The organism is Caenispirillum salinarum (assembly GCF_044803115.1).
Classification (GTDB): domain Bacteria; phylum Pseudomonadota; class Alphaproteobacteria; order Rhodospirillales; family Rhodospirillaceae; genus Caenispirillum; species Caenispirillum salinarum_A.
The window spans coordinates 517208-537987 of record NZ_CP085224.1 but is presented as its reverse complement, the minus strand read 5'-3'; the positions used below and the strand labels follow the sequence as shown (position 1 = coordinate 537987).

Annotated in this window: 20 protein-coding genes; 7 read left to right on the top strand and 13 right to left on the bottom strand. The window is 69.5% G+C overall.

Annotated elements, in window-relative coordinates; all coding sequences use genetic code 11:
- Positions 1 to 142 precede the first annotated feature (142 nt).
- The gene (locus tag LG334_RS02510; protein WP_404382991.1) at positions 143 to 781 is read left to right on the top strand and encodes a UdgX family uracil-DNA binding protein; all 639 of its coding nucleotides are present in this window, start codon (positions 143 to 145) and stop codon (positions 779 to 781) included.
- A 91-nt stretch (positions 782 to 872) separates the two neighbouring features.
- Here the strand turns inward: LG334_RS02510 and LG334_RS02505 are convergent, their stop codons facing one another.
- The 9 genes from LG334_RS02505 to LG334_RS02465 form a co-directional block, all read right to left on the bottom strand.
- Positions 873 to 3119, bottom strand: coding sequence for a TRAP transporter permease (locus LG334_RS02505; protein WP_404382989.1), 2247 nt, complete (start codon positions 3117 to 3119; stop codon positions 873 to 875).
- 205 nt (positions 3120 to 3324) lie between these two features.
- Entirely contained in the window at positions 3325 to 4308 is a 984-nt protein-coding gene (locus tag LG334_RS02500; protein WP_404382987.1) for a TAXI family TRAP transporter solute-binding subunit, read from the bottom strand.
- Between the two features lie 145 nt (positions 4309 to 4453).
- A complete protein-coding gene (locus LG334_RS02495; RefSeq protein ID WP_404382985.1) occupies positions 4454 to 4660 on the bottom strand; it encodes a hypothetical protein in 207 nt (68 codons plus the stop codon).
- Between the two features lie 4 nt (positions 4661 to 4664).
- The gene (locus LG334_RS02490) at positions 4665 to 5060 is read right to left on the bottom strand and encodes a hypothetical protein (protein ID WP_404382983.1); all 396 of its coding nucleotides are present in this window, start codon (positions 5058 to 5060) and stop codon (positions 4665 to 4667) included.
- Between the two features lie 120 nt (positions 5061 to 5180).
- Complete coding sequence (fhuB, locus tag LG334_RS02485) at positions 5181 to 7163, bottom strand: Fe(3+)-hydroxamate ABC transporter permease FhuB (protein ID WP_404382981.1); 1983 nt, start codon at positions 7161 to 7163, stop codon at positions 5181 to 5183.
- Positions 7160 to 8068: an ABC transporter substrate-binding protein gene (locus LG334_RS02480; RefSeq protein WP_404382979.1), complete on the bottom strand. Its 909-nt coding sequence runs from the start codon at positions 8066 to 8068 to the stop codon at positions 7160 to 7162. Before LG334_RS02480 ends, fhuB begins: the two co-directional genes overlap by 4 nt.
- 14 nt (positions 8069 to 8082) lie before the next feature.
- The gene (locus tag LG334_RS02475; RefSeq protein WP_404382977.1) at positions 8083 to 8850 is read right to left on the bottom strand and encodes an ABC transporter ATP-binding protein; all 768 of its coding nucleotides are present in this window, start codon (positions 8848 to 8850) and stop codon (positions 8083 to 8085) included.
- The gene (locus LG334_RS02470; protein WP_404382975.1) at positions 8837 to 9583 is read right to left on the bottom strand and encodes a siderophore ferric iron reductase; all 747 of its coding nucleotides are present in this window, start codon (positions 9581 to 9583) and stop codon (positions 8837 to 8839) included. Before LG334_RS02470 ends, LG334_RS02475 begins: the two co-directional genes overlap by 14 nt.
- A gap of 2 nt (positions 9584 to 9585) precedes the next feature.
- Complete coding sequence (locus LG334_RS02465) at positions 9586 to 11661, bottom strand: TonB-dependent receptor (RefSeq protein WP_404382973.1); 2076 nt, start codon at positions 11659 to 11661, stop codon at positions 9586 to 9588.
- Positions 11662 to 11867: 206 nt separating this feature from the next.
- Here LG334_RS02465 and LG334_RS02460 point away from each other — a divergent pair, with 206 nt between their 5' ends.
- From LG334_RS02460 to LG334_RS02435, 6 genes are all read left to right on the top strand, one after another.
- The gene (locus LG334_RS02460; RefSeq protein ID WP_404382971.1) at positions 11868 to 12629 is read left to right on the top strand and encodes a MotA/TolQ/ExbB proton channel family protein; all 762 of its coding nucleotides are present in this window, start codon (positions 11868 to 11870) and stop codon (positions 12627 to 12629) included.
- Between the two features lie 43 nt (positions 12630 to 12672).
- Complete coding sequence (locus tag LG334_RS02455; protein WP_404382969.1) at positions 12673 to 13914, top strand: DUF2325 domain-containing protein; 1242 nt, start codon at positions 12673 to 12675, stop codon at positions 13912 to 13914.
- Between the two features lie 144 nt (positions 13915 to 14058).
- The gene (locus LG334_RS02450; RefSeq protein ID WP_404382967.1) at positions 14059 to 14562 is read left to right on the top strand and encodes a hypothetical protein; all 504 of its coding nucleotides are present in this window, start codon (positions 14059 to 14061) and stop codon (positions 14560 to 14562) included.
- A 15-nt stretch (positions 14563 to 14577) separates the two neighbouring features.
- Positions 14578 to 15525: a sodium-dependent bicarbonate transport family permease gene (locus tag LG334_RS02445; RefSeq protein WP_404382965.1), complete on the top strand. Its 948-nt coding sequence runs from the start codon at positions 14578 to 14580 to the stop codon at positions 15523 to 15525.
- Positions 15525 to 15836 carry a P-II family nitrogen regulator gene (locus LG334_RS02440; RefSeq protein ID WP_404382963.1) on the top strand — a complete coding sequence of 104 codons (312 nt, stop codon included), beginning with the start codon at positions 15525 to 15527 and terminating at the stop codon, positions 15834 to 15836. The genes LG334_RS02445 and LG334_RS02440 overlap by 1 nt, the downstream gene beginning before the upstream one ends.
- A gap of 4 nt (positions 15837 to 15840) precedes the next feature.
- Entirely contained in the window at positions 15841 to 16755 is a 915-nt protein-coding gene (locus LG334_RS02435) for a LysR substrate-binding domain-containing protein (protein WP_404382961.1), read from the top strand.
- A gap of 7 nt (positions 16756 to 16762) precedes the next feature.
- Here LG334_RS02435 and LG334_RS02430 read toward each other — a convergent pair whose 3' ends face one another.
- From LG334_RS02430 to LG334_RS02415, 4 genes are all read right to left on the bottom strand, one after another.
- Complete coding sequence (locus LG334_RS02430) at positions 16763 to 17734, bottom strand: hypothetical protein (RefSeq protein ID WP_404382959.1); 972 nt, start codon at positions 17732 to 17734, stop codon at positions 16763 to 16765.
- Positions 17735 to 17834: 100 nt separating this feature from the next.
- Entirely contained in the window at positions 17835 to 18362 is a 528-nt protein-coding gene (locus tag LG334_RS02425) for a hypothetical protein (RefSeq protein WP_404382957.1), read from the bottom strand.
- A 52-nt stretch (positions 18363 to 18414) separates the two neighbouring features.
- Positions 18415 to 19158: a hypothetical protein gene (locus LG334_RS02420; RefSeq protein ID WP_404382955.1), complete on the bottom strand. Its 744-nt coding sequence runs from the start codon at positions 19156 to 19158 to the stop codon at positions 18415 to 18417.
- Positions 19159 to 19198: 40 nt separating this feature from the next.
- A complete protein-coding gene (locus tag LG334_RS02415) occupies positions 19199 to 20779 on the bottom strand; it encodes a formylglycine-generating enzyme family protein (protein WP_404382953.1) in 1581 nt (526 codons plus the stop codon).
- Between the last annotated feature and the right edge of the window lies 1 nt (position 20780).

Here is a 20780-nt window from a genome sequence, read left to right as displayed (position 1 = left end):
ACGTCGACCCGGACTCTGGGGCGGCTCATGCTGCATCGCAACAGAGAAGAGGGCGTAGCGACCCGCCATTTCGTTTGCACGGCAGCCTGGGCAACCGGCGCCGGGCTCACCGCATTGCCTGGAAAAGCCCGGAGACCGCGCCATGAGCACCGCCACCACCGACGCCGACTCCCCCACCGCCGCCGACCTCAAGACGCTCGACACGCTTGCGCGGGTGGAACAGGGCTGCACGCGCTGTCCGCTCTACCGCGACGCCACCCAGGCCGTTCCGGGCGCGGGACCCAAGATGGCCCACGTCATGCTGGTGGGCGAGCAGCCGGGCGACCAGGAGGATCTGGCCGGAAAGCCCTTCGTCGGCCCGGCGGGGCGGCTTCTGGACCAGGCGCTGGTGGATGCCGGCATCGACCGGGACGAGGCCTTCATCACCAACGCCGTCAAGCACTTCAAGCACGAGCCGCGCGGCAAGCGCCGCCTGCACAAGCGGCCCAACGCATCCGAGATCGACCAGTGCCAATGGTGGCTGAACATCGAGCGCGATCTGGTCCGCCCCAAGGTGATCGTCGGCATGGGCGTCACCGCCCTGCGCGGCGTGCTGGGGCGCGCCGTCACGATCACCTCCATGCGCGGCGAGCCGCACCCCCTGGACGACGGCAGCCAACTGGTGGCGACCATCCACCCGTCGTCGCTTCTGCGCACGCGCGACCGCGCCGATCGCGACGCGAAGTACAAGGGTTTCGTGACCGACCTGGAGGTCTGCGCGACGCTTCTGGCCTCCACCTGACATTCCCGGCCAAGCCCGGCTCGGCATGAAAAAAGGGCGGAGCGCCATGGCGCCCCGCCCCTTTCTTTCCGTTGGCCCGACAGGCCGTGGATCAGTCCGCGCCCCGCACCGGGATGGTCGAGCCGTCCGACGGGTGGATGAACCGCTGGATCAGGAACACGGCCGCGGCGGCACCGATGCCGATGAGGTCGGTGATCAGGCCGCCCTCGATCATGAACAGCGCGGCGATCACCAGGCCCACGCGCAGGAACCAGACGGTCCGCCCGCCCAGGAACCAGCCCTGCACGCCCGCCGCCAGCAGGAAGACACCCACCGAGGCGGTCAGAAGGGCGCGGCCGATCTCCAGGACCGTTCCGTCCATGAGCAGGGCACTGTTGTAGAAGAACATGAACGGCACCACGAAGGCGGCGAAGCCGATCTTGAAGGACGCCACCGACGTCTCCATGGCGTTCGCGCCCGATATGCCCGCCGCCGCATAGGACGCCAGCGCCACCGGCGGCGTGATGGCCGAGACCACCGCATAGTAGAAGACGAAGAAGTGCGCCGTCAGCGGCGGGATGTCCAGTTCCACCAGACCCGGAGCCACCACCGAGGCGGCGACGGCATAGGCGGCCGTGGTCGGCATGCCCATGCCCAGCAGGATGGAGATGCACATGGCGAAGAACAGCGCCAGCAACTGCGACACGCCCGCCAGGCCCAGCAGCAGGTTGGAGAAGCGGGCGCCGACGCCGGTCAGCGAGATCACGCCGACGATGATGCCGGCGCAGGCACACACCGCGATGATCTGGATGGACATGACGCCGGCCATGTCGAAGGCCTTGACGATGGACTTGGGCCCCATGCGGAAAGGCGTCAGCCAGCTCACCACGGCGGCGGCGACGATGGCCAGCGTGCCCGCGCGGATCACGGAATAGCCCATGAACAGCGCGACGATCAGAATGATGATGGGGATGAACAGGTAGACGCGCTTGATCATGTTGCGCACCTTGGGCAACTCGTCGTCGCGCATGCCGCGCATGCCCAGCTTGGCGGCCTCGAAATCCACCATGAAGAAGATGGACAGGAAGTACAGGATGGCCGGAATGACCGCCGCAAGGGCGATCTCGGTGTACGGGATGCCCGTGATCTCGGCCATGATGAAGGCGCCCGCGCCCATGATCGGCGGCATGATCTGACCGCCGGTGGAGGCGCCGGCCTCGATCGCGCCGGCGGTCTTTTTGTGGTAGCCGACCTTCTTCATCAGCGGAATGGTCAGCGAGCCCGTCGCAACCACGTTGCCGGCCGACGTGCCGTTGATCATGCCCATCAGGCCCGAGGCGAAGATGGCCACCTTGGCCGGCCCGCCGCGCGCCCGGCCGGCGGCGGCGAAGGCGAAGTTGACGAAGTAGTCGCCCACCTTGGACGCCTGCAGGAAGGCGGCGAAAATGATGAACAGGATGATGTAGGTCGACGACACCGCCGTGGTCGGGCCCAGGATGCCGGCGTCGGTGTAGACCTGGCTGAAGAACCGCTCCCAGGTCACGGCCGGCGACTTCAGGAAGCCCGGCAGGTACTGCCCGGCGAAGACGTAGACCAGGAACACCAGCGAGATCACCACCAGCGCCAGGCCGGCGACGCGGCGCGTCAGTTCCATGATCAGCAGCGCCCCCGCCACCGCGGCGATGGAAATGCCGATGGGGGCGAACGGCGTGCCGGTGGAGTTGCGCATCAGCGTGCCGTAGATGGTGATCAGGTACGCCGCCACCGAGATGGCGCAGACCGTCAGCACGAAATCAACGGCGGCGATGTATGTCCGCTCGCGCTTGTTGAACCATGACAGCAGAATGCCGCCCACCGTGGCGATCATCAGCGGCAGGCCGAACAGCCAGGTTTCCTTGAACCGGATGCCGGGATCGATGCCGTTCCAGGCCACGCCCTGGGCGATCTCGACGGCAAACGACAGCGCCACGCCCAGCGACATCAGGGCCGGCAGCATGAGCGCCCAGGCGATGTACTCCATCATCCGTGTTTCATCGTCGCGGCCGTCGGCGAAGCCGCGGCCGGCGAACAGCATGAAGCCCAGGCCCAGCGCACCGGCGATGTGGACGATGCGGAAGTTCCACGTTTCCATGGGAAACTCGGGCAGATACGGGATCTGGACCAGCCCGCCGGTCAGCGCCGAGATCCCCAGACCGTTGAGCGCCGCGATGTGGAAGAAGGCGTAGATGGTCGAGACGGCGCTGATGAAGATGAAGCCGCGCCCCTCGAAGATGCGGCGGTTGGGCTCGATGGGTTCCTCGTCAACGCCCTCGGCGATAACCAGGTCCTCGTGCTGCGCCGCCCTGCCCGGATCTGTCATGATGCTGGTCCTTCGTGTCCCCGTTCCGGGCGTCGTAATGGCCCCACCCGGAATCTTGTCACGCAAGAAAGAACGATTGTTGGCGAATTGTCGACAGTTTTCCGCCGGTCGCTGCGGCGGACCGTGAACGAAGCGGACCGCCCTCCGGAAGGAGCGCGGTCCGCAGCCGTTCTAGCCGGTCATATCATGGTCGCAGGCGCTGTGATCAGCCGCCCTTGATCATGTCTTCGGGAATGGACGCGCCATTCTCGTTGAACCACTTGGCCGCACCCGGATGCCACGGCAGGACCTTGTTCTTGTCCCAGTTCTCGACGACCGTGGACCTGGCGGCGCGGTGGATGTTCTGCATGCGCTCGTTGTCGCTCATCACCACGTCGGTGACCGCGTAGACGAAGTCTTCCGGCAGATCACAGTTGGCGATGGCGAAGTTCCACATGGCGACCGAGCGGGCCGGCTCCTCCAGCGTCTGATAGGTGCTGGCCGAAATCTGGAACTCGGACACCGGGAACTCTTCCAGGATCTTCTGCTGCTCTTCCTCGGTGAACTCGATGATGTTCACGTCGGTCTGCACCTCCAGCTGGCTGACGGCCGGCACCGGGATGCCGGCGGCGAAGGCGATCACATCCACCAGACCGTCCTGCAGCTGGCCGCCCAGGTCGGACCAGCCGCCGTTGCGGCGGTCGAAGTTGACGCCCAGCGTCTCCAGCATGCGCGGGAAGTAGGTGTCGGAGGTGGAGCCCGCCGGACCGAACCCGATACGCGCGCCGTCGGGAATGGCGTCGATCGAATCGATGCCCGAGCCGGCGAGCGCCGTGATGGAGAACGGCGTCTGGTACATGGGGAACATGGCGCAGGCATTGTCCATCTTCATGCCCGGCGCGATGGGGTTGGTGCCCTCGATCGACTCGCGCGCGGGGCCCATGGTGGTCATGCCGAACTCGGCGTCGCCGGTGTGGACCAGCGCCATGTTCTGCATGGGACCGCCGGTGACCTCGGCGCCGCCGGACATGCCCAGTTCGTCAGCCACCAGGTTGGCCCAGCCGGACCCGTAGGCGAAGTAGGTCCCACCCTGGGAGGCGGTGCCGACGGTGAAGCTGTCGGGCCAGTTCTCGCGGTCCTGAGCGGTCGCGGCAGTCACGCTCAGGGCAACGATGGCGGCCGCCGCCCCGGAGACAGTATGAAAGCGCATCAATATCCTCCCTAGTAAAAACCTTTTTCAACTCATGCCGGCCTCGGGGTCGTCCCGAGACAACACGGGGCCGATAATTTTGAAGCCTTTGAATGGATTTACAAGACCCCAGCAGCGGCAGGGCGAACTTTAGGGAAATATGAGTCTACCGGACGATGCGGCCGAACAGGTATCCGCAGGCGCCGAACAGCACCGTGCTGACGATCACGCCGCCGATCAGTTCCGGCACCGACAGCGGCAGCCACGTCCCACCCGTGCGGGGCAGCATCAGCGCCGTTCCCAGCACGCCCGCCCAAAGCAGCCATGCGGCGCCGGCGCTCAGGGCGCCGAGAATCCAGGGAAGCCTGTGCATGGTTCTACCCCTTTTCCGGTGCCGGCGTGAAGGCCGAGCGGGTGCCGTCGCGGTTGAGCGTCAGCGCCTGATCACCGGTCGCGCCCTCCATTGTCAGGCCTTTGATGCCGCGCGGGCGCTTGCGGATGAGCCGCTCCACGTCGGCGGCCGGCACCGCGCCTTCCAGGTCGAAGCCGGCGGCACGGCCGGTCAGGCAGGGCGTGCCCGCCACGGCCGCGTCCTGGTCCTTGCGGACCACCTCGAAGCCATGGGCGGCAAGGCTGGCCGACCAGTCCTCGGCGGCGGCGGCACACTGCGGGGCGCTGACGACCTCCACGGTGGGAACGCGGGTGACGGTGGCATAGGTCAGGCCGGCCCAGCCCACGGCGGCGGAAACGGTGAGGAGAATGAACGTGCGCATGACGACGATCCAGCAGTTGGTAGGCTTCAGGCTGGACAACCCTGCCCCGCCACCGCGCGGCGGTCCTTGATGCCGGTCAAGGCCGGCGGGACGCCCGGCGCGCCTGCGGGAAGGCGGTCCCTATGCCGCGCGCCCTGCCGCGATGCCGCCGCGCCGGGCGAGCAGCAGCAGCAGGAAGTAGCCGCCGCCGATGACCGACGCCATGGCGCCGGCCGGCAACTGCACGGGGTGCAGCATCGTCCGCCCCAGCCAGTCCGACAGCACCATGAGCACCACGCCCAGCCCGCAGGCAAGCATCAGGTGCTGGCCCGACCGCCGGGCGCCCAGCAGCGCGGCCAGGTGCGGCGCGATGAGGCCGACAAAGGCGATGGGGCCGACGACCGCCGTCACCGCCGCCGCCGTCACTGCCCCCAGGGCCAGCAGGAAGGTGCGCGCCGGCCCCACGGCCAGTCCGCGGCCGGCGGCGAAGGCCTCGCCGCCGGCCAGCAGGGTCAGCCAGCGATGCGCCGCCACCGCCACGACCGTCAGCAGCAGCACCGCCGCCGCCAGGGCCAGCGCCTGCCCCTCGGTCACCCGTGCGGTGGAGCCGGCGAGCCAGCCGACGACCATCACCGCATCAGCTCCGCCCCGCGCCAGCACCATCTGCAGCACCGCGTCCAGCAGCGCCGCGAGCGCGATGCCCACCAGCGCCACCGCCGCCGGGGCGTGCCCCTGCCGCCGGCCCAGCATCAGCAGCACCGCCAGGGCCCCCAGCCCGCCCAGCAGCGCCACCGGCGCGCCGAAATCGTGGATGGAACCGCCCAGCAGCACCACCGCCCCCACCAGGGCCAGGGTGGCGCCGGAGGAAATGCCGATGATGTCCGGGCTCGCCAGCGGATTGCGCAGCAGCCGCTGCAGCACCACGCCGGCCAGCGCCATGCCGGCCCCGGCCGCCGCCGCCGCCACAAGGCGGGGCCAGCGCAGCGACAGCACCAGGTCCGACGGCCAGGCCATGTGCCAGCCCTCGGCGGTGGGGGCAAGCGTCAGGGAGGCGAGCACCAGGGCCACCGCCCCCGCCGCCACCAGCATCGCCAAGCCGGGGCGCAGGCGCGGCGCCCCCTCGGGCATGCGCAGGGGCGCGTGGTCCTGGGCGCGCAGGCGGCGCAGCGTCAGTCCGATCAGCACGGGCACGCCGATCAGGGCGGCGGCAGCGCCGCTCGGCACCAGGTCGCGGGTGTACTGCCCGGCGAACAGGGCCAGCGCGTCGGTCGCCAGCAGCACCAGCGCGCCGAGGACCAGGCTCGCCAGCATCTCGCCGCCGGCCGAGCGGGCGCCGGTCATGCGGGCCAGCGCCGGGGCCAGCAGGCCGATGAAGCCGATGACGCCGACCGCGGTGATGACACTCGCCGTCAGCCACAGGGCCGCCAGCACGGCCACCAGCAGCACGGGCAGTAGCGCCAGCCCGCGCCCGGCGGCGGCCTCGGTGCCCAGCTTCAGAAGCATCAGCGGCCGTATGCACAGCAGCAACACCAGCACGCCGCCCAGCACCTGTGGCCACAGCCAGGCTGCCCAGTCCCATCCCGTCTGGGTCAGGTCGCCCGCGCCCCAGATGAACAGGCTGCGCACGGCCTCTCCGTTGGTCAGCACCACCACCGTCGCCACGGCCTGGAGCAGCAGGTTTACGGCCATGCCCGCCAGCACCACCGGCAGGCCGGTGATGCCGTTGCGCCCGGCGATCACCAGCACCAGCCCGGTGGCCGCGAGGGCGCCGCCCATGGCGAACCAGATGCCGTGTGCCGCCACCAGGGCGGGCGCCGCCACCGCGCCGGCCACCAGCGCCAGCCATGCCCCCGACGAGGCGCCGATGGTCAACGGCGAGACCAGCCGGTTGCGCGTCACCTGCTGCAGCACGCTGCCCGCCAGGCCGAGGGCCGCCCCCGCCAGCACCGCCACCACGGCGCGCGGGCCGGCGGCATAGGACAGCAGCGCCGCCGCCACGCCGTCGGGCTCGGCCCCGGTCAGGGCCGGCCAAAGCTCCGCGAAGGGCAGCCCGCTGCCGAGCGACAGGTGCAGCGGCACCAGCGCCAGAAGAAGCGCCGCGGCCAGGCCCAGGCGCACGATCATCGCGGGTCGAGCCGCAGGAGCGCGTCGGTGATGGCCTCGGCGAAGTAGACCACCGAGAACACGCCGCCATAGCTCCAGGTGGGCGGCAGGGCCTCCACGTTGCCGGCGCGCACCACGGGCAGCGCCTTCCACAGCGGCTTGTCGAACTGCTCCGCGCCCTTGGGCACGGGCTCGATGTAGAGCAGCACGCCGTCTGTCAGCCGGGCCAGGTCGCGCAGGGTCAGCATGGCGAAGCCCCACTTGCTGTCGGGCTGCGGCAGACCGCTCTCCAGCCCCAGGGCCTCCAGCGCAAAGGTGGACATGGCGTTGCCGCCATAGACGGCCAAACGGGCCTCGTCCAGGAAGCGGATCACGGTCACCTTGGGCGGGTCGCCGTCGAAGTGGGCGCGGACCCGCTCGCGCAGGTCTTGCAGCCGGGCATCCCGCTCGGCCAGGCGTTCAGCCGCCAGGGCCTCGCGATCGAACAGCGTCGCCAGCCTTTCATAGGTCTCGCGGCTGGCCGCAAGGTTGTCGTGATCGGCGCTGAAGGTTTCGAAGTGCAGCACGGGCGCGATGCGCGCCAGCGGCTCCAGGAAGGCGCGCTGGTCGTCTGATATGAGAATGACGTCGGGCGCAAGCTCGGCGATGCGCTCCAGGTTGGGCTCCTGGCGCAGCCCCAGGTCCGCCACGCCTTCAGGCAGCGCCGGTCGCACGACCCAGTGCCGGTAGCCCGCCGGATCGGCCACGCCCACCGGCGTCACGTCCAGGTTCAGCAGTTGCTCGGTCAGCGACCAGCTCAGGGCGACCACGCGCGCGGGCGGCGCCTCGAAGGTGTGCGTCCCGCCGCTGTCTTCGACGGTGACGGGCGCGGCGGCGGCCGGCGCGGCGAGGCCCAGCAGGAGCAGGCAAACGGTGAGAAGACGCATGGATGTCCTTCGGGTCAGGCGATGACGGCGACCGGCTCGGGCCGCGCGGGGTGGGAAACCAGCGAGATGTCGATGCCGTAAAGGCCGCTCAGCACGTCGCGCTGCATCAGGGCGCCGGGGCCGCCGTCGAAGACGATCCGCCCGCCCTTCAGGGCGACGATGCGGTCGGCGTGGCGGGCGGCCAGGTTGACGTCGTGCAGAATCACCACGACGCCCCGCCCGCGCTCGGTGTTCAGGCGGCGCAGCAGGGCCAGGACCTCCACCTGGTGGGCAAGGTCGAGCGCCGAGGTCGGCTCGTCCAGCAGCAGGATGGGCGAGCCCTGCGCCAGCAGCATGGCGATCCAGGCCCGCTGGCGCTCGCCGCCAGACAGGTGGTCGACCAGCGTCTCCGCGAACGGTGCGACGCCGGTGCACTCCAGCGCATCGGCCACCGCCGCCTCGTCCGCCGGCCGCCAGCGGCCCAGCGCGCCGCGCCAGGGGAACCGGCCGAGCCGCACCAACTCGCGCACGGTCAGGCCGGGCACCTCGGGCAGGCGCTGGGGCAGGAAGGCCACGCGCCGCGCCAGCCGGCGGGCGCTATAGGCCGACAAGGGCATGCCGTCCAGGCGGATCTCCCCCTGCCCCGGCCGGTGCTGGCGGGCCAGCAGCCCCATCAGGGTCGACTTGCCCGAGCCGTTGTGGCCCAGGATAACCGTGAAGGCGTCGGCGGCGATCTTCAGCCGGTCGACGCGCAGAACCTCGCGCGCGCCGTGCCGCACGGCGATGTCGTCAAGCCTGTACATGGTTTCCGTCCTCCCATTCCATGCGCATGAGCGCGAGACGCTCCGCTTCCGGCCGCTTGGGGCAGGAGGCGCAGAGCACGCCGCCGTCCACGCGGAACGCCAGGCAGCAGGCCCGGCGGTCCAGCCCGTGACGGCGCCGGCCGTCGGACAACGCCAGCGGCACGATGCCGCTCTGCCCGGCGAGCCCCATCGCCTGCAGCCAGGCCGCGGCGTGACGATCGGGCTCGGGCGCGACCTTGACCAGCGTGCCCAGAACCCGGTCGGCCAGCAGCCGCCCGGCCAGCACCGGCTTCACGGCGGCCACACCCCGCAGGTCCGCCAGCAGCGCGTCGGAGACCTGCCGCAGCCGGGCGCCGGCCTCCGCGATCAATGCCGGCGGCGGGGCGCGGAACACGCCCTCTTCCGGCAGGGTGAACCCGAACACGGCGGTGCCGGCGGTGCTCTGGCCCATGGCGTCCAGGCGCGGCACGAGGCCGGTACCGTGAACGCCAAGAACCGCCAGCACCGCCGGCTGCCATGTCAGCATCCCCCAAGCCCGCACAGCCCAGTAGGCGCGGCCGGCTTCGGGGGAGTGGGCCGCGATGCCGTCCACCAGACGGCGGACGGCATCGCGGTTGTCGGCGCCCGCCACGACCTGCCCCGGCGACGGCGGCCCGATCCTGCCCCCCAGGCCCGGAACCAGGCTCTCCGCCGCCGTGATGAGCGACCGCAGGTCGTGCGTGGGCGCCGGCATGGTCAGAACTTCAACGAGTACGCCGCAGTGACCGTGGTGCCGGGCCCCTGGGCGTAGGAGAACGACTGATAGCTTGGCGCCGAGGAATATGCTTGGTTGATGACCGGGTAGTACTCTGCGTTGAACAGGTTCTCGACACCCAGTTCAAGGTTGCCTGGGCCGACCGCGAACGAGCTGTAGAGGTCGACAAGCGTGTAGTTGTCGATGTCCGTTCCGCCGAACTGAGAACTGTCCGGGTTGCGGTCGCCCGAGTGCAGGGCCTGCACGCGGGCCGTCCACCAGTCGGTCACATCGTACTCGGCGTAGGCGGTCAGCTTGACCGGCGGGATGCGCAACGCGGGAAGGTCCTCTTCGTAGTCGCCGTCGTCGTCGGTATCCACGACACCTTCCATCCAGGTGACGGTGCCGCCGAGACGCAGCGCGTCGGTTGCATCCACATTCACGGTGGCTTCCACGCCCCAGATGCGCTCGGGCTGCTTGACGATCTTCAGGTTCTGGTCGAAAGAGGTTCCGTTCTCGGATGTGCTGTAGAAGCCGACAACCGAGCCGTCCCAGCGATCATAGGCGGCGCGGAGGCCGAGTTCGTAGTTGTTGGTCTTCTGAACCTCGCTCTCGGCCTCGCTGGCGCTGGTAAAGTTGCCGTCACTCAGCGACCGGCTGATGTCGGCCACCGTGAAGCCCTGGTTGAACCCGCCGTACAGGTCCAGGTTTTCGTTCAGGAACACCGTACCCGTTACGTTGAACAGCGGCTCCTTGAACGTCAGCTCTCCGCCACGCACAAAGTCACCGTCGCCATTGGTGAAGTCGGCGACGTCCAGCGTGATGTGCTCGTAGCGCAGGCCGCCGGAGATCAGGCCGAATTCGGCCACCGGCACGTCCAGCTGGGCGAAACCGGCCACGGCGTCCTGCTCGAAATACGGATAGATGTCGGGCCCGTCCGTGACGTACTGCACCGTCTCGTCGTGCAGGAAGTCAAGGCCCCAGGTGACGTCCAGTCCGACAGGACCGGCCGCGACAGGCGTTTCGACGGTCAACCGGCTGCCCAGCTTCTCGGATTCGATGCCGGTCTGGCCGTATCCGGGAAACTTGCCGAAAATCACATCAAGTTCAGCATAGTAGAGCTGGGCCGCCAGGGCACTGCCCAGGATGTCGGCGTGGCTGTATTCAAGGTTGAGGTTGCGGTTCTCGGTGCCGGGGTTGACCGGATTGCGGTCGCCGCGCACGGCGGTTGCACTGGTACCTGCGGGCCGGTTGCCGCCCTGGCCGAGCGCCGCGAAGTCGCTGTCCTGCTCGAAGTCGTGCCACAGGCCGGTAAGCTGGACGCGCTGGCGACCGTCGTCGAACTCCGTCCCCAGCTTGGCAAGCAGGTTGATCGTGTTGCTATCCGCCAGACCGCCCTGGATGCCGGTCGGATCGGCCGGAATGCGGTCGCCGTTGGAATCGAAATGGCCGCCGCGCGTCGCGAAGGAGCCGCTCGCCAGATAATCGACGGCACCGGTCCGGCCGCTGACCTGCAACGCGGTGGTGGAGCCGAGTGAATCCGCAGGATGGGTGGCCGACAGGCGCAGACCCTGGGTCGCCGAAAACTCGACGTCGCCTTCTTCAGGGCGCTTGGTGACGACGCTCACAAGGCCGCCGGAGGCCCCGAATCCGTAGACGGCGGTGCCGCCGCGCACCACCTCGATCCGCTCGATGGACTCGGGATCGATGGTGTTCAGCGACCGGTAGCCATTGCGAAGGGGCGTGGACTGGGGCACGCCGTCGATCAGTGTCAGGAAATCGCGGCCGCGCAGGGTCTGGCCGTAGTTGGTGTTGGCCTCGTTGCTCGGACTGAAGCCCGGCACGGTCTTGGACAGAATGTCGCCGACATTACTGTCGATGCGCTTCTGGGTTTCCACCTCTTTGCGCGTGACCACCGTTACCGACTGCGTCGTCTCGTCAAGCGGGATTTCGGTGCGCGTCGCCGATTCAACGAGCACCGGGGCCAGCTCGATGGTCTCAGTATCCTGTGCCAGCGCCAGGGCCGGGTGCGCCACGGAAGCGGCCGTGACGGCAATCACTAACCTTCTGTTATTCATGGTTCTTTCCGATCCTTCTCTCGCCCGGCCCGGTTGCCTGCGGACCTTGTTGAGAACTCTTCGCAACTGCGTGATGCGCCATCACCTACCGCAGCCACCGGCGTTTTTGCAAGCGATTCTCGTTCGCATTCTCACCTTGACATGCGAGTGCCTTTCATTTTCACCTAGAGGTCGATGCCCAACCACCCGCCCAGGACGATGCCGTCATGCCCGATGCCCTATCGCCGCCCGCCGGCGCCGAGACAGCCGGCACACCGCCGTTGGCCGAGGCCGCGCCCGGTCCGCTTGCAAGTCTTCTGGATCTGGTGCAGGCGGGCGGGCCGATCATGCTGGTCCTGGCCGCCCTCTCGGCCGTCACTCTGATCGTCGTGCTGGCGAAGCTGGTGCAGTTCGCCGCCTGCCGCCTGTGGGCCCGGCGTGCGGTCGAGCGGGCGCTGGAGCTGTGGCATGCGGGCCGCGCCGACGAGGCGCCGCCGGTGCTGGAGGCCGAGCGTACGCCGGTGGCCGAGGTGCTTCTGGTGGCCCTGCGCACCCGGCTCGACCCGCACATGACGCCGGCCCAGGCGCGCGAGGAGGCCGCACGCACGGCCGGCCTCCACCTGGACCGGCTGGGCCGGGGCCTGCGGCTGCTGGCGGTGATCGCGAGCCTGAGCCCGCTGCTCGGCCTGCTGGGCACGGTGATCGGCATGATCGGCGCCTTCCGGGCCCTGGAAACGGCCGGCAGCAAGGTCGACCCGTCCATCCTGTCCGGCGGCATCTGGGTGGCGCTTCTGACCACCGCCGCAGGCCTGGTGGTCGCCATTCCCGCCGCCGCCGCCCATCAGTGGCTGGAGGGCATGGTGGAGCGCACCGGCCGCGCCATGGAGGATGCGGCGACGCAGGTCTTCACCCGCCAGCCGGCCGCCGCCTTCCGCCGCCGCGACGAGCCTTCCGCACCGCCGCGGCTCGCCCTGCAACCCGCCGAGTGACGGTTCCGTGCCGACCGGCCCGTCCGACCAAGAAGCAAGGAGGATGACCGTGCTGTCCCGCTCTCCCGTTCTGCCGGAAGACTTCACGCCGCCGCCCGTGCCGGCCGCGCCACAGCGCCGCCGCCGGATGGACCAGATTCCCGGCAAATGGCATTGCAGCATCATCGGCACGTGCCTGCCCCTGGCGGAACTGCGCAAGATCGCCGTGAAGGCGCGCTTCAACCTGCCGCGCGACGCCAGCGACTACCGCATCCACGGCGCGGTCGTGCACCATTGCGCAGAGCACAAGGTGCTGTCCCGGCTGGTGACCAAGGCGCTGGACAAGCGCTTCCCGGCCCACATCGCCCGCTTCTCCCGTGCCGCCACCGAGGACGAGTTGGCGGACCTGTGGCGGTCGCACTGCGACGGCGGCGACGTGCCGGGAGCGTACTGGGCGCTGATGTCGCACCCGGTGGACTGCCAGACCCTGCGCGAGCAGGCCTATGGCGAGGTACACATGCTCTCGCACCTGTCGGGCGCATCGCAGCGGGTGGACATGCGCCGCCTTGCCGACCTGGAGCGGGCGCTCGCCAGCCGGGCCGGCGAGGTGGAGGCCCTGACGGCCGAGCGCACCCGCTGGCGGGAGACCGAAACCCGCCTGCGCCACGACGTGGCGGCGCTGGACCTGCACCGGCGCCGGGCGGAGCAGCTTGAGACGCGGGTGGCGGAGCTGGAAAGCGGTCGGGCGCTGGCAGAGATGCGCGCCGCCCTGGAGGCCGCGCGGGCGGAGGCCAACGAGCGCGCCCTCGGCATCGCCCGGCGGGACGAGCGGATCGCGGCGCTGGAGGAGGAACTGACCGGCCTGCGCGCCGACACCGCCCGCCTGCGCAGCCGCGCCGCCGACCTGGAGCTGAAACTGTGCGAGGCCGCGGGCTGCCCGCGCCTGGGCGGGGCGGCGGATGCCGCGCCGCCGCTCGACCTGTGCCGGCGGCGAATCCTCTACGTCGGCGGCATGACGCGCGCCGTGGCGCACATGCGCGACCTGGTGATCCGCCACAACGGCGAGTTTTTGCACCACGACGGCGGGTTGGAGGACGGCTGTGCGCGGCTGGCGAGCGCACTTTCGCAGGCCGACGCCGTGCTCTGCCCGGTCACCTGCGTCAGCCATAACGCCATCGACACCATCAAGCGGGACTGCCGCCGCGCCTGCAAGGCCTTCCTGCCGCTGCCCAGCCATAGCGTCAGCGCGCTGGAAAGGGCCCTGCGGGTGGTCGGCCGGCAGCAGCCGAGCCCCGCCAAGGCGTAGGCGTTCCTCCGCCGGAACGCGGCGCCGGCACCACCTGCCATTTAAAATGTAAATCCATCTTATAAACGCAATCAATTTCCCAAATGAGGACGTGTTGGATAGGGTGCGCCGCCGCTGGCCTGCGCCAGCCGAATCGCTATCTGGATGCAACACGACCCGATGTACCTGCTCGCCCTCGCGCACGACTCCCGCGCCCTGCACCTCAACATCGACGCCATCGGTGCCCTGACCCGACGCCTCGGGTGCGGCAGGGCGAGCCTGATCGGTGCGTGGTGCGATCCCGAGACGCTGCGGCACCCGCCCGGCGTCCTGGTGCTGCCGTGCGAGCGGGTGGGGGTCCGGCCCGTCGCGGTGGAGCAGACCATCAGCGTCTCGGGCGTGTGGTCCGTGCTGTGCGCGCGTTCCCCCACCTTCACCGGCACCCCGTCGTGGCGTAGGCTGCACGAGGCGGTCGTGGCGGGCCTGCTGACGGACCAGCCTTGCACGCCGTCTCCGCGCTACCGGCCTGTTTTCAGCGCCGGCCTGCCCGAACCCGCCGTGACGGCCGACGTCACGGCGCTCGCCGGCGCCTGGCCGCACGTCATCGGCGGCCCGCTCTATTATTCCTGCGTGTCGGGGCGCTTCGTCCGGCGCTCCGATACCGCGTGATTGAAGGCGATTTCAATGGTTGATCCCGTCATTCTTTTCTTCGTACTGGGCGTGGCCGCCGGCCTCATGCGCGCGGACCTGCGCCTGCCCGCGCCGGTCTACGAATTCCTGAGCTTCCTGCTGCTGCTCGCCATCGGCCTGAAGGGCGGCGTCGAGCTGGCCAACCAGTCGCCGTTGGCTCTGCTGCCGCAGATCGTCGTGATCGGGCTGATGGGCACGCTGATGCCCTTCATCGCCTTCCCGGTGCTGCGCTTCCTGGGCCGCATGAACCGCGCCGATTCGGCATCCATCGCCGCCCACTACGGCTCGGTCAGCGTCGGCACCTTCGCCGTCGCCGTCGCCTACCTGAACTTCCGCGAGATCAGCTTTGAAGAATACATGCCGCTGTTCGTGGTGGTGCTGGAGGTTCCGGCCATCATCATCGGCATCATGCTGGCCCGTGGCGTCAGCCGCAACACGGCCTGGGGCCGCATGGCCCATGAGGTGTTCCTGGGCAAGAGCATCGTGCTGCTGGTCGGCGGCCTGCTGATCGGCTGGGCGCTGGGGGCCGAGGGCGTGGAGCCCATCGCGCCGATGTTCTTCGACCTGTTCAAGGGCGTCCTGGCGCTGTTCCTGCTGGAAATGGGCCTGATCGCCGCCGCCCAGATCTCGGTGCTGCGCCGCCACGGCGTGTTCCTGGTCGCCTTCGGCATCGGCATGCCGCTGGTGGGCGCATCGATCGGCACCGGCGTCTCGCTGCTGCTGGGGCTGTCGCTGGGCGGAACCGTGATCGTCGCGACGCTGGCGGCCAGCGCCTCCTACATCGCCGTCCCGGCGGCCTTCCGCCTGATCGTGCCGGAAGCCAACCCCACTCTATCCCTGACCGCCTCGCTCGGCGTAACGTTCCCGTTCAACGTCATCGCCGGCATACCGATCTATCATGCTATGGCCGGCGTGGTTCATGGAACGGGAGGAGTGTTCTGATGTCCGTCACATCCGCCACCAAGCGCAAGCGCGTCACCATCATTACCGAGGCCGCCATCGAGGGAAGGCTCCTCGACGACGTGGAGAAGCTGGGCGCCCACGGCTACACAATCAGCGAGGCGCGCGGCAAAGGGGGCCGCGGCGTCCGCAGCGGGTCGTGGGGGCCCTCGGCCAACATCCGCGTCGAGATCATCTGCGACGATGCCACCGCGGACAAGATCATGCGCCACCTGTGGGACCACTACTACAATGACTATGCGATGATCCTGTTCGCGCATGACGTCGAGGTGCTGCGGCCCGAGAAGTTCTGACCACATGCCCACGCCCCTGCCCCCGTTCGACTTCGACCTGCTGCGCAGCTTCGTGGCGGTGGCGGACCATGGCGGCTTCACGCGGGCGGCGGCGCGGCTGGGTCGCACGCAGTCGGCGGTCAGCCTGCAGATCAAGCGGCTGGAGGAGGGGCTGAACCAGCAGGTGTTCATCCGCGACCGCCGGGGCATCTACCTGACCACCGAGGGCGAAATCCTGCTGACCTACGCCCGCCGCCTGCTCAAGACCGCCGACGAAGCGCGTGTCCGGCTGCTGGAGCCGGACGTGGGCGGCATGGTGCGCCTGGGCACGCCCGAGGATTTCGCGACGCTGCACCTGCCCGACGTGCTGTCGCGCTTCGCCCGCGCGCACCCGCAGGTCAGCCTGGAGGTCAACTGCGACTACACCGCCAACCTGCTGGAGGGGTTCGGCAAGGGGCAGTACGATCTGGTGCTGTGCAAGCGCGAGCCCCAGGGCGGCGGAGGGACGCCCCCACGCGGCAGCGACGCGGACGCCGACGAGGCGGCCAGCGTCTGGCGCGAGCCGCTGGTCTGGGCGGGATCGGAGCGCCTGAGCCTGCCGCCGGAGGCCGAGGTGCCGCTCGTCCTGGCGCCCAACCCCGACATCTACCGCCGCCGCGCGGTGTCTGCTCTGGACGCGGCGGGGCGGCACTGGCGGATGGTCTATACCAGCCCCAGCCTCGCCGGCATTCAGGCGGCCGTGCGCGCCGGTCTGGGAGTCACCATCCTGCCCAAGGAAATGGTTCGCCCCGGCCTGATGATGCTGGGTGCCGACCAGGGCCTGCCGGACCTGGCCGATACCGAGATCGTCCTCTTGCGCGCGCCGGGCACGACGGCCAAGGCGGCCGGTCTTCTGGCGGAGCACATCACACGCTCCCTCGGCAAGCCCGGCGGCCACTGATGAAACATCAGGCCCCCACGCAGGTGCCGAAAATCCCCTCGAAAAGAGCGTCCAGCAGGCCCGAGCTGTCAGAGGTGATGGGGATCACGACACCGGACCCCGTGTCTTCCGTGAACTGCCGGTAGAAGGTCTGTGCCGCGCCCGAGGCGACGAGAAAGATCGGCGTCACGTTGGTGGCCGCGAGGCGCTCCTTCACAATGGCGCGGCTGGGGTAGTCCTCGTTGAGGCCATCCCCGTCGGCCACGCCGTCTTCCTGCGCCGGCGCGTCCTCCCAGTCGCCCTCGACATGGGCAGGAGCATCCGTGACGATCACCAGGAACTTCCGCGCATCGGGACGGAAGCCCATGTCGTCCATGGCTCCCAGAACCTCGATCATCGCCTCGAACTGGGACTCCTCGGCGGTGTTTCCGCCGCTGTCGATGGTGAAGGCCCTCACGGCCTCCGAGACCTTCGGCAGGTCGTCCGTGACGGAGACCGCCGACCGGAAGGAATAATCCCGGGTGGGATCACCGAACGGCCGAACGGGTTTGTCGGTGAAGCTGCCGACCCCCAGCCGGAAACCGGCCGGCAGCCGCCCGTCTTCACCGCGCGCCACCAGGTCGTCGATGGCGGTGACCAGGTTGGACAGGTCGTCGGAGAACGAGCCCGAGAGATCCTGGAGCAGGTACAGGTCGACCGCCACGTCCTCTCCCTCGAAGAGGCAGCCGGCACCGCAGTACGGCGTGTCGTTCACCTGGCGTTCGAGACGGGTGATCGCATCCTCCAGGCCGCGCTGCTCGGCTTCCAGCGCGGCAAGCTCGTCGGCGCGCGAGGGAACTTTGCACCATTCGACCAGAACCGTCCCGTCGGGCAGCGCGAGGCCGCAGCCCTGCAAGGTCTTCCAGGCAAACACACCCAGCACCGCCGCGAGAACAAGCCACAGCCCGGCGACCAGGGCGATCATCCGGAGCGGCATCGGATAGCGTGAGCGGGAAGTCATGTGAGGGAACTCCAGGTGTAAGGCCTTGCTGCGGCTGTTTTTCTAGTACTGGAAGACGTCCCCGACACACCCGCCGGCGTGCCGGGGACGGTGCGGCAGGCTATTCGACCACGCTCATGTTGCCGAGAATGTCCGAGACCGCCGCCTTCTTGCGGGCGATCTCGCTCTGCAGCGCGGCGATCTGCTCGGGCGTGACGCTCGATGCCGACTGAACCTGCGCCAGGTTCTGCTCGGCCTCCGACAGTTCCTCGCGCAGGGCCGCAAGCTGGGCCCGCTGCGATTCGTTGCGGGCGGTGACGGAGTCGATCCGCAGGCGCATGGCCGCCAGGTCGGCATTCAGGCCGGCCAGCCGATCCTCCAGCACATCGGCATCGCGGGCCATGACCTCCGCCTGGGCCTGAAGTTCCGCGGTCTCCGCGGCCGTCAACTGGGTGCGGGCGACCTTCGCCCGCGTCTCCGCGCGGATCAGGGCCAGCCGTTCCTCGTAGCCGCCACCCTGCTTGCAGGCGAAGTCCTGGAAGACGCTGTTCGCGTTCAGGGCATCGCAGTTCTCGGCGGTGCCGGCGGCACAGCCTGCGAGAGCCAGCGTCGCGCCCAGCACGATGGCCGGGGTCGTGAATCGTTTCATGATGCAAACCTCGATGGAAAGGCGCCGGCGGTTGGCCGGCGCGGCAACGGGGTCAGGAACTGGCCATCAGCGCTTCGGTGGCCTCGCGGTCGGACGTCAGCACCGCGAGCTGGCGGTCCAGGTTGTCGGCCTCCTTCTTCAGGCTTTCATAGGTTGCCGTCAGCTTGGCCGTGTCGCCGCCGCGATCGCGCTCCGTGTCGATGCGCTTTTCGATGTCGCCGAGCGAGTCACGCAGCTTGTCGCGCGAGCCGCCGATGAGCATCTCGGCCTGCTTGGCATCCTCCAGCGCCGCATCGTACTGCGCGCGGCTCGCGGTACCGGCTTCCATGCGCTCGCGCAGGCTCGCGAGCCGGCGGCCCTGCTGCGTGACCACCGCCTGGGCGGCGCGGTTCGAGGCGCGGGCGTCGTCAAGTTCCTGCGCCGCCACGGCCAGTGCCTGTTCCTCGCCCAGCTGGTGCTGTGCCAGTTGCGCCGTCTGGCGGCCGGCCTCGGCGCCGTAGGCCACCCCCGCAAGGCCACCGATGCCGGCGCCGATCAGGGCGCCGTCTTCACAGCTGGCACCGGCCACCGCCGCGATGATGCAGCCCGCGATGGCGCCCCCCGCCGCGCCGGCCAGGCCGGCCTGCATCGCGTACTGCTCGACGTAGTCCTCGCCGGCGTAGGAGGCGAGCTGGCGTTCATCGGCGTTCATGTTCGCCTGGTCCAGCTTCGGTCCGGTGGCGCAGGCGCTCAGCGTCGCCACCGCCGTCAGTACGACGGCCCCTGTCTTCAGTCGCTTCATCATGCTGGTCATCATCGTGTTTTCCCCTCTGCGTTTTGGTCCCTGGGCGTCGCCCCTACAGCCCGCCCAACTCCTCGAGGTAGGCCTCGATATCGCCGCCACCGCTGCCCGCCCAGCGCTCCACCTGGCCGACGAAGGCCTGCGCGAAGCCCGCCATGCTCTCGGCGCCGACGTCGCGCAGGCGCTGCCCGACGATCGCCGACTGGTCCGCCAGCAGGGCGACGGGATAATCCTCGGCCGTCTGGCCGAGGACGGTGGTGTAGACCGATTGCGTGATCTTCAGCCGCTGGCGAATGTAGTCCCGCGTCTGCTCCGCCTCGGCGATCTGCGCCGAGGCGTTCGTGCCGGTGCTTTCGCGGCGAATGGCGATGATCTTCTCGATGTTTTCCATGCGCCGGAGTTCGTCGCGGTACTGGCGGATGATCAGCGCGCCTGACTGGATTGCTGCCTGCACCGCCCGGCGCTCCACGTCGGCACGGTCCGAAGCGTCTTCGCGGATCGCGGCGGCGATATCGCGCATGACCTGCTCGGCCTCCACGTCCGAGGTCGCGCCGGCAGCCGCCTCCAGGGCCTCCGCCGGGCCACGGGACGCCGCATCGGCGGCCGCCGCCCGGGCTCCACCGTCCGACAGGCTTTCCCAGTCCTCGCGCAATTCGGCGATGCGCTCGTGGCTGACCTGCACGGGCGCGGCGACGACCATCCTGAAGCCGGTCATCTCGGGCGTCCTGGCCTGGCCCGTGCGGGGATTGAAGTAGTTGGCCTCGGTGCGGCTTGACGTGGTCAGCATGCCGCGGTCCGTCAGGCACGACCCGCCGCGGCTGACCATGCCGCCCACCTGGCCGTGGTGGCGCTGCACGCGGACCATGCGGAAGGGCTCCAGCATGATCTCCTCGACATTGCCCAGGATGTCGTGAAGCCCCAGCGGGTTGGGCTCCAGCAGGCCCACCGGCTGCAGGTGCCCCTGGCATGAGGACGCGCCCTGGAACCAGGCCCAGCGCGAGATGTCCCCGTCCATGGGGAAGCGCGGCGCCATGAAGTCGTCCTCGGTCACGGCGCGTCCGCCACGGGCGGCGAACTCCCATTCCGTTTCCGTCGGCAGGCGGATGAAGGCCGGGTCGCCGTCTTCGTGCGGCAGGCTCTCGCGCGCGTTCTGCAGCAGCCACTCGGTGTAGGCGCGGCCGAAGTGCACGGCGTCGAACCACGACACGCCGTCCTTCGGCAGCCGTCCCATCATCCCCGGGCGACCGCACTCTCCGCCGATGACCGCGGCGTACTGGTCCGCCGTCACCTCGTACTTGCCGACCAGCAGATGGCGCGTGGCCGGGTCGCTGTTTTCGCTGAGGGACCCCGCGACGTGGCCGCGGTTCAGGTAGGATGCGAAAGCCACCTCGGCGTGAGGCGACCCCAGCCGCACGCGGTCGTCCGTCAGCCAGTTCCCCGGCAGCGTCGTGGGCACCTTGCGGAAGGCCATGGCGCCGCCGCAGGGCATGGGAAGGATGACGTCGTCATCCGCCGGCTTGGGGTTCCACAGTCGTTCCGGCCATTCGATCGCCGGCGCGTCGGCGGCGGCCGCCGGCGCCGGCTGTCCGCCCAGGCCCGTCGCGACAAGAGCGGCGGCCGCGGAAACAGCGGCCAAG

What these genes read in the sequence shown, in the direction of transcription:
- LG334_RS02510 (WP_404382991.1), top strand. Translation starts at nt 143, where the DNA reads ATGAGCACCGCCACCACCGACGCCGACTCCCCCACCGCCGCCGACCTC.
- LG334_RS02505 (WP_404382989.1), bottom strand. Translation starts at nt 3,119, where the DNA reads ATGACAGATCCGGGCAGGGCGGCGCAGCACGAGGACCTGGTTATCGCC.
- LG334_RS02500 (WP_404382987.1), bottom strand. Translation starts at nt 4,308, where the DNA reads ATGCGCTTTCATACTGTCTCCGGGGCGGCGGCCGCCATCGTTGCCCTG.
- LG334_RS02495 (WP_404382985.1), bottom strand. Translation starts at nt 4,660, where the DNA reads ATGCACAGGCTTCCCTGGATTCTCGGCGCCCTGAGCGCCGGCGCCGCA.
- LG334_RS02490 (WP_404382983.1), bottom strand. Translation starts at nt 5,060, where the DNA reads ATGCGCACGTTCATTCTCCTCACCGTTTCCGCCGCCGTGGGCTGGGCC.
- fhuB (WP_404382981.1), bottom strand. Translation starts at nt 7,163, where the DNA reads ATGATCGTGCGCCTGGGCCTGGCCGCGGCGCTTCTTCTGGCGCTGGTG.
- LG334_RS02480 (WP_404382979.1), bottom strand. Translation starts at nt 8,068, where the DNA reads ATGCGTCTTCTCACCGTTTGCCTGCTCCTGCTGGGCCTCGCCGCGCCG.
- LG334_RS02475 (WP_404382977.1), bottom strand. Translation starts at nt 8,850, where the DNA reads ATGTACAGGCTTGACGACATCGCCGTGCGGCACGGCGCGCGCGAGGTT.
- LG334_RS02470 (WP_404382975.1), bottom strand. Translation starts at nt 9,583, where the DNA reads ATGCCGGCGCCCACGCACGACCTGCGGTCGCTCATCACGGCGGCGGAG.
- LG334_RS02465 (WP_404382973.1), bottom strand. Translation starts at nt 11,661, where the DNA reads ATGAATAACAGAAGGTTAGTGATTGCCGTCACGGCCGCTTCCGTGGCG.
- LG334_RS02460 (WP_404382971.1), top strand. Translation starts at nt 11,868, where the DNA reads ATGCCCGATGCCCTATCGCCGCCCGCCGGCGCCGAGACAGCCGGCACA.
- LG334_RS02455 (WP_404382969.1), top strand. Translation starts at nt 12,673, where the DNA reads ATGACCGTGCTGTCCCGCTCTCCCGTTCTGCCGGAAGACTTCACGCCG.
- LG334_RS02450 (WP_404382967.1), top strand. Translation starts at nt 14,059, where the DNA reads ATGCAACACGACCCGATGTACCTGCTCGCCCTCGCGCACGACTCCCGC.
- LG334_RS02445 (WP_404382965.1), top strand. Translation starts at nt 14,578, where the DNA reads ATGGTTGATCCCGTCATTCTTTTCTTCGTACTGGGCGTGGCCGCCGGC.
- LG334_RS02440 (WP_404382963.1), top strand. Translation starts at nt 15,525, where the DNA reads ATGTCCGTCACATCCGCCACCAAGCGCAAGCGCGTCACCATCATTACC.
- LG334_RS02435 (WP_404382961.1), top strand. Translation starts at nt 15,841, where the DNA reads ATGCCCACGCCCCTGCCCCCGTTCGACTTCGACCTGCTGCGCAGCTTC.
- LG334_RS02430 (WP_404382959.1), bottom strand. Translation starts at nt 17,734, where the DNA reads ATGACTTCCCGCTCACGCTATCCGATGCCGCTCCGGATGATCGCCCTG.
- LG334_RS02425 (WP_404382957.1), bottom strand. Translation starts at nt 18,362, where the DNA reads ATGAAACGATTCACGACCCCGGCCATCGTGCTGGGCGCGACGCTGGCT.
- LG334_RS02420 (WP_404382955.1), bottom strand. Translation starts at nt 19,158, where the DNA reads ATGATGACCAGCATGATGAAGCGACTGAAGACAGGGGCCGTCGTACTG.